The sequence below is a fragment of the Acidovorax sp. SRB_24 genome, from assembly GCF_012931925.1.
The window spans coordinates 1-7,462 of sequence record NZ_MWOM01000107.1 but is presented as its reverse complement, the minus strand read 5'-3'; the positions used below and the strand labels follow the sequence as shown (position 1 = coordinate 7,462).

6 protein-coding genes and 1 pseudogene are annotated in these 7,462 nt (G+C 65.6%); 4 read left to right on the top strand and 3 right to left on the bottom strand.

Annotated elements, in window-relative coordinates:
- The 4 genes and pseudogenes from B2J89_RS20280 to B2J89_RS23345 form a co-directional block, all read left to right on the top strand.
- Positions 1-731 (top strand): alpha/beta fold hydrolase (locus tag B2J89_RS20280; RefSeq protein WP_169170629.1); only part of this gene is annotated, 731 nt, incomplete at its 5' end.
- Between the two features lie 28 nt (positions 732-759).
- Positions 760-1,584, top strand: coding sequence for an acyl-CoA thioesterase II (locus B2J89_RS20275; protein WP_169170630.1), 825 nt, complete (start codon positions 760-762; stop codon positions 1,582-1,584).
- Positions 1,585-1,633: 49 nt separating this feature from the next.
- A complete protein-coding gene (locus B2J89_RS20270) occupies positions 1,634-2,410 on the top strand; it encodes an enoyl-CoA hydratase (protein WP_169170673.1) in 777 nt (258 codons plus the stop codon).
- 52 nt (positions 2,411-2,462) lie between these two features.
- Positions 2,463-2,776, top strand: a pseudogene (locus tag B2J89_RS23345) (3-keto-5-aminohexanoate cleavage protein); the annotation flags it as partial.
- A 59-nt stretch (positions 2,777-2,835) separates the two neighbouring features.
- Here the strand turns inward: B2J89_RS23345 and B2J89_RS20260 are convergent.
- The 3 genes from B2J89_RS20260 to B2J89_RS20250 form a co-directional block, all read right to left on the bottom strand.
- The gene (locus B2J89_RS20260) at positions 2,836-3,858 is read right to left on the bottom strand and encodes a RelA/SpoT domain-containing protein (RefSeq protein ID WP_169170672.1); all 1,023 of its coding nucleotides are present in this window, start codon (positions 3,856-3,858) and stop codon (positions 2,836-2,838) included.
- An 85-nt stretch (positions 3,859-3,943) separates the two neighbouring features.
- Positions 3,944-6,115, bottom strand: coding sequence for a 3-hydroxyacyl-CoA dehydrogenase NAD-binding domain-containing protein (locus B2J89_RS20255; protein WP_169170671.1), 2,172 nt, complete (start codon positions 6,113-6,115; stop codon positions 3,944-3,946).
- An 18-nt stretch (positions 6,116-6,133) separates the two neighbouring features.
- The gene (locus B2J89_RS20250) at positions 6,134-7,339 is read right to left on the bottom strand and encodes an acetyl-CoA C-acetyltransferase (protein ID WP_169170635.1); all 1,206 of its coding nucleotides are present in this window, start codon (positions 7,337-7,339) and stop codon (positions 6,134-6,136) included.
- Between the last annotated feature and the right edge of the window lie 123 nt (positions 7,340-7,462).

Genomic DNA, 7,462 nt, shown 5'->3' with positions numbered 1-7,462 from the left:
AGCAGGGCTTTCGCGTCACCACGTTCGACTACCGGGGCCATGGCGACTCGCTGCAGGGGCACCTGCGCGATGTGCGGGCCGATCTGACCGACTGGGCGCGGGACTACGAAGCCGTGGTGTCCGCCGCCAAGGCCGCGCTGCCGGCGCAGCCGCTGTTCCTGCTGGGCCACAGCCTCGGCGCGCAGCTGCCGGGCTTGATGCGCAACCCGGGGCAGGTGGACGGGTTGCTGGCCATTGCGGCCGGCAGCGGCTACTGGCGCGACAACGCGCCACGGCTCAGGCGCCTGGTGCCGTACTTCTGGTGGGTGCTGGTGCCGCTGGCCACGCGCATCTGCGGCTACTTTCCCGGGGCCGCGTTGCGCAAGGTGGGCGACCTGCCGGCCGGCGTGATCCTGCAGTGGCGGCGTTGGTGCCTGAACCCGCGCTACAGCGTGGGCGCCGAGGGCGCGGCGGCGGAGCAGAGCTATGGCGCCGTGCGCTTTCCGGTGCTGGCCTGGTCGATGCGCGACGACGAGCTCATGACCCTGCGCGGCACGCACCACCTGCTGGCGCTGTATGCGAACGCGCCGCGCCAGGTCGAGTCGCTCGCGCCGGCCGACGCGCAGGCGCCGCGCATCGGCCATTTCGGCTTCTTTCGCGACCAGTTCCGGGGCAGCCTGTGGCCGCGCGCGGTGCGGGCGCTGGCGGGCCTGGAGGGCGGCAGCGCCGCAGTCACCGGCACGACGGCATGAGGGCGGATTTCGCGGCACACTGGACACCATGACCACACACCATCCTTTGGACAAGGCGCTTGCGCTCACGTCCACCACCGCTGGGCAGTACCACGGGCACACCAGCCCCGGCTACTGGAACATGGTTGGCCCGTTCGGCGGCATCACGGCGGCCGTCGCACTGCGGGCCGTGCTGGAACACCCCGACCTGCTGGGCGAGCCCCTGTCGCTCACGGTCAACTACGCGGTCGCGCAGGCGGCCGGGGAGTTCACGGTGCAGGCCGTGCCGGTGCGCACCAACCGCTCGACGCAGCACTGGACCATCACCTTGTTCCAGGCCGACGCCCAGGGCACGCCCCAGATCACCACCACGGCCACGGCCGTCACCGCCGTGCGCCGCGACACCTGGAGCCTGGGCGACATGCCCATGCCCGCCGTGCCGCAGCCCGCGGCGCTGCCGCGCATCACGCCGGCCATGGGCGTGGAGTGGCTGCGCCGCTATGAGATGCGCCCCGTCGTCGGCGAGCTGCCCGAGCGCTGGGAGGGCCAGGGCGACAGCAGCCTGAGCCAGCTGTGGATGCGCGACGAGCCGGCGCGCCCGCTCGACTTCTGTGCGCTGGCCGCGCTGGCCGACGTCTTCTTTCCGCGCGTGTGGCTGCGCCGCGCGGTGCGCGTGCCGGCGGGAACGGTGTCGATCACGGTGTATTTCCATGCCAACGCCGCCGAACTGGAAGCCACGGGCACGGGCTACCTGCTGGGCCAGGCGCGCGGGCAGGAGTTTCGCAACGGCTTTTTCGACCAGACCGTGCAGCTGTGGAACGAGGCCGGCGCCATGCTGGCGACCAGCCACCAGATCGTCTATTTCAAAGAGTGATGGCGGGCCTGCCCGCACCATCCACCCCCTTCTCAAGGAACCCCCGAGCATGAGCGCAACCCCGCAAGACATCCTGGTGCACACCGAAGCCGGCGTCACCACCATCACCCTCAACCGCGTCGACAAGAAGAACTCCCTGACCCGCGCGATGTACGCCACGCTGGCCGACACGCTGGCGCAGGCCGAGGCCGACGCCAGCGTGCGCGCCGTGCTGCTGCAGGGCGACATCACGGTGTTCAGCGCCGGCAACGACATCGGCGACTTTCTGGCGCAGCCGCCGGCCGAACAGGACGCACCGGTGTTCCGTTTTCTGCACGCCATTGCCGCCTTTCCCAAGCCCCTGGTGGCCGCCGTCTGCGGCCCCGCCGTGGGCATTGGCACGACGATGCTGTTCCACTGCGACCTGGTCTATGCGGGCGACAACGCCGCGTTCTCCATGCCCTTCGTGAACCTGGGCCTGTGCCCCGAGGCGGCGTCCAGCCTGCTGGCCCCGCGCCTGCTGGGCTACCACCGTGCGGCCGAGGCCCTGCTGCTGGGCGAGCCCTTCATGGCCGAGGCCGCCATGGAGGTGGGCCTGGTCAACCGAGTAGTGCCGCCCACCGAATGCAACGCCATCGCCCAGGCGCAGGCACGCAAGCTCGCCGCCAAGCCGCTGTCGTCGCTCATCGAGACCAAGCGCCTGATGAAGAAGGGCATGCTGGAGCCCGTGCTGGAGCGCATGGCCGAAGAGGGCGCCAGCTTCGGCCGCATGCTGCGCGAACCTGCGGCGCGTGAAGCCTTCACGGCGTTCATGGAAAAGCGGCGTCCGGATTTCGGCGCCCACTGAAGGCGGGCCCCGAAGGGGCGGCCGGCGTGCTGGCTGAAGGGCGTGCCGATAGAACTTCGTGATGGGCGTCGAATCCGGCATGCCCGCGTATGCGGACCTTCTTCCCATCTTGCTCAAGCTCAAGCTCAAGATCAAGGACGCCCCTTGGCAGGCCACCGTCATCGGCCGCGGCGAGATCTGGCCCGTGCACCTGCGCACGGGACTGGAAGACACTGTTGGATCGGACCAAGGCGGATCCGACTGGGCCGTTGATTGAGCAACTGGCGCGGTACACGCGGAATGGGGGCTGGAGGTGGCGTCGCCGCAGGAGGCTCGGGGGATGTGTTGGGATTGCAAGAGGTGGGGGCAGCAGGTGCTGGCGCATGAACCTCCTTGCCTTACGCCACCTATGGGGCCGAATCCTAGGGTGTTGATGTCAATCTGCGCTATCTCAAAGAACGAAGGTACTCAGACCCCTCCGCCACCCAAGACAAGAAATCATGGGCATCGTCATAGTAGTTCTTGAAGGTTGACCGAATTTCGTCGGCCGTTGTTCTCGGAACATAGACTACGTCAGCAGTTGGTCGCGATTTCTCAAGCTCGAAAAGCTTTGCTAGGGCCTCAGATGGCGTTTCGAAGCCGAACAGCTCTAGTTGAGTCCCTTCTCTGAAAAGAATGAACTCTGGTCCCTTGTTCGCTGGATCTCCCCTCAAAGCTACTCCGAGTCCTGCTAGCTGGAGTCTGAAATTCAATTCCGCTTCGCGCTTCTCATAGATTCCTACCAACTCGCCATTCTCAAGGTCCGGATGTGGCCCAGGACACTCCTCAAAAGACCGTGCCAAAAGTTCGCTAGTGAGTGACATCAAGGCAAGATATCTCGCATCACCTCGGTGGTACTTCGGTTCGCTTACGCCCTTTGTTATGTGGGCAATTATCTCGTTTGTAGTGGACCAGGCATTTTGAATCTCAGTTCGATACTGAAGCTCTATGCGGAGTCCACGCAAATGTCTGCCTTCCTCTGATGCGACGTTGTACTCGTACACATCGTGGATACCTCGATACCCATCCGGTTTTGGTACCTTTATATAGTCGTATTTGTCTGGCGCAGTCTTCAGTACGTGATCGAACCGGGCGCGATGCATGGACTCTCGAAACGCGTAGAGCGTTTGGACATCAGGGCATATCACTCGACAACCTGCGACATCGTCCATCCTGGCGAGGTCCATGCCATGCTGCCGCTGCAGTTTGTCAAATATGGTGGTCTTACGTTTATGGCGCTGGATTACTCGCGCGCCGTATTCTTTGGCGCGACTTCGTAACAGCGCTTGAAACGTATTGATCACACTTGAGTGGGCTGCTCGCCATTCCTCAATGACGCGGAGATCCTCTGGCGTTGCACGCGCCTCGCGAACAGCATCGCCTGCGGCATTCACACGAGATTTCGACCCGCCCGGAAAATTTTTGTCCATTAGTCCATTTTCGATCATCAGCCGTAAGAGGAGTATTCCTGCAACGTCAGAGACTGCATTCAAATAAAACGCGTCAGCCCTTCATTCAGTAAATAGGTCGAAACCTGTGAATCGTGTCCCGCGCCTTCGCATCCAATGCAAACCCATTCCCGTGCGCAGCTGCCAACGCATCAGCCCGCTGCACGAATGTATCGATCTCCATCCCATAGATGAACTGCATCGCCCCCCCCGTCCAAGCCGGAAACCCAATCCCAAAAATCGACCCGATGTTCGCGTCATGCACGCTGGTCAGCACGCCCTCGGCTAGGCAGCGCGCGGTCTCAATGGCCTGGCGGTAGAGCAGACGGTCCTGGATTTCCTGCACGCTCCACGCGGCATCTGATTTCTCAAACAAGCCACGCAGCTCCGGCCACAGGTGCTTCTTGGCGCCTGCGGGGTAGTTGTAAAAGCCCCCGCCACCGGCGCGGCCGGGGCGCTTCAATTCCTTGACCATGCGCTCCACCAGCAGCTCGCCGGGCGTGGCGGAATACGTCTTGCCTTCGGCCGCGTAGTCGGCGCGGGTCTGGTCCAGCACGTGCACGCTGAGTGACAGCGCGGTTTCGTCCAGCACGGCCAGCGGGCCCACGGGCAGGCCGGCCTGCATGGCGGCGTTTTCAATCGCGGCGGCGGGGATGCCTTCGCCCAGCATGGCGGCGCCTTCCATCACAAAGATGCCGAAGGTGCGGCTGGTGTAGAAGCCACGTGAGTCGTTGACCACGATGGGTACCTTGCCCAGGGCCTGCACGTAGTCGAAGGCGCGGGCCACGGTCTCGTCATCCGTCTGCTTGCCGCGGATGATCTCGACCAGCTTCATCTTGTCCACGGGGCTGAAGAAGTGGATGCCGACAAACTTTTCGGGCCTGCTGCTTGCAGTGGCCAAGCCGCTGATGGGCAGGGTGGAGGTGTTGCTGGCAAAGAAGCCGCCGGGCGCCAGTTGTGGCTCGGCCTCTTGCGTGACCTTGGCCTTGAGGTCGCGGCTTTCGAACACGGCTTCGATGAGGAGGTCGCAGCCCGCCAGGTCGGCGGCATTGGCGGTGGGCGTGATGCGTGCGAGCAGCGCCTGTTGCGCCTCGGCGGTCATGCGGCCTTTGTCCACGCAGGCTTGCGTGAGCTTGGCGCTGTAGGCCTTGCCGGCCTCGGCCTTCTCGGCGCTCACGTCCTTGAGCACGGTGGTGATGCCCCGGCTGGCCTGGGCCCAGGCGATGCCGGCGCCCATCATGCCGGCGCCCAGGATGCCGACCTTTTGCGGCTTGTAGCGTGGCGCCGTGCCAGGGCGCGACTTGCCGCTCTTGATCGCGTTCATGTCGAAGAAGAAGGTGTTGATCATGTTGCGCGCCACGGGGCCGGTCATCAGGCGGGCGAGGTAGCGGCTTTCGATGCGCAGGGCGGTGTCGTAGTCCACCAACGCGCCTTCGGCCATGGTGGCCAGGGCGGCCTCGGGTGCTGGGTAGCGGCCGCGCGTGGTCTTCTTGAGCATGGCGGGCGCGACGGTGAGGGCGCCAGCAATCTTGGGGTTGGCGGGCGTGCCGCCGGGCATCTTGTAATTCTTGTCGTCCCACGGCTGCACGGCGTGCGGGTGCGTGGCGATGTGGGCCAGGGCGGCGGGCAGCAGCTGTTCGCGCGTGGCGACCAGCTCGTGCACCAGTTGCAGCTCCAGCGCCTCGGCGGGGTTGAAGAGCTTGCCTTCCAGTAGATAGGGCTGCGCGCCGAGCAGGCCCAGCAGGCGCGTCATCTTGGTCACGCCGGTGGCGCCGGGCATGAGGCCGAGCGTGACCTCGGGCAGACCGAACTGGATCTTGGGGTCGGCCACGGCAATGCGGTAGTGCGCGACCAGGGCCACCTCCCACCCGCCGCCCAGCGCCGCGCCGTTGAGGCAGGCCACCACGGGGATGCCCAGGGTTTCGAGCGTGCGGAAGTGCTTCTTCATGCGCTCGATCTCGCCAAACACGGCCGGCGCATCGGCCGGCGTGAGGCGCATGGTGGCCTTGAGGTCGGCACCCGCGAAGAAGCTGGTCTTGGCGGAGGCGAGCACGATGCCCTTGAGCGCGTCGCCCAGGCGTTCGCGGTCGCCCAGCACCTGCGCCGTGACCTCGCCCAGCCCCTGCTGCCACTGGCGGCACATGGTGTTGACGGGGGAGTTGGCTTCGTCAAACGTGATGACGGCGACCTGGCCCTCGGTGTCCTGGGCTTTGACCAGTTCGTAGCGGATGGTTTGCATGTTCTTGTCTCCTGCCGGTCAGACGCGTTCAACAATCGTCGCGATGCCCATGCCGCCGCCAACGCAGAGGGTTGCGAGGCCGTAGCGCAGCTGGCGGCGGTGCAGCTCGTCGATCAGGGTGCCGAGGATCATGGCGCCCGTGGCGCCCAGCGGGTGGCCCATGGCGATGGCGCCGCCGTTCACGTTGACCTTGTCGTGCGGCACACCCAGCTCACGCATGAAGCGCATGGGCACGGCGGCAAAGGCCTCGTTCACTTCGAACAGGTCGATCTGGTCGATGGTCATGCCCGCGCGCGCCAGCGCCTTCTGCGCGGCGGGCACGGGGCCGGTGAGCATGATGGTGGGGTCGGCGCCACTGAGCGCCGTGGCCACGATGCGCGCGCGCGGCGTGAGGCCGTGGGCCTGGGCTGCGGCCCCGTTCCCGATCAGCACGGCAGCCGCGCCATCGACGATGCCGGACGAATTGCCCGCGTGGTGCACGTGGTGGATGCGCTCGACCTGCGGGTAGCGCTGCAGCGCCACGGCGTCAAAGCCCATGGCGCCGAGCTGCTCGAACGAGGCCTTGAGCGCACCGAGGCCTTCGAGCGTGGTGTGGGGCTTGATGAACTCGTCTTCCGCCAGGATGGTCTGGCCGATGAAGTCGCGCACGGGCACGACCGATTGCTTGAAGTGGCCCGCCGCGCGCGCGGCGGCGGCGCGGCGCTGCGATTCGAGCGCGAAGGCGTCCACGTCGGCGCGTGTGTAGCCGTCCAGCGTGGCGATCAGGTCGGCGCCGATGCCCTGGGGCACGAACAGCGTTTCTGAATTGGTCGCAGGGTCTTGCGCCCAGGCGCCGCCGTCGGAGCCGATGGGCACGCGGCTCATGCTCTCCACGCCGCCGGCCACCACCAGGTCTTCCCAGCCACTGCGCACTTTTTGCGCGGCCAGGTTCACGGCTTCCAATCCCGATGCGCAGAAGCGGTTGACCTGCACGCCGGCGCAGCGAAAGTCCCACCCGGCCTTGAGCGCCGCCACCTTGGGCAGCACCGAGCCCTGCTCGCCCACCGGCGAGACGATGCCCATGACGATGTCGTCCACTGCAGCGGTGTCGAAGCGGTGGCGCGCCTGCAGTTCGGTGAGCAGGCCGACCAGCAGGCTGATCGGCTTGACCTCATGCAGGCTGCCGTCCTTTTTGCCTTTGCCGCGTGGCGTTCGGATGGCGTCGAATACATAGGCTTCGGTCATGGCGTGTCTCCGGTATGTTCTGCGGCAGTATATGTTTGTGCGAAGCGTTTGCTTTGTGTAAATCTCGTTTTGTGGCTCTTCCTTTTGATAGAGCTTGCATACTGTGCCGCTGTGCCGCTGTGC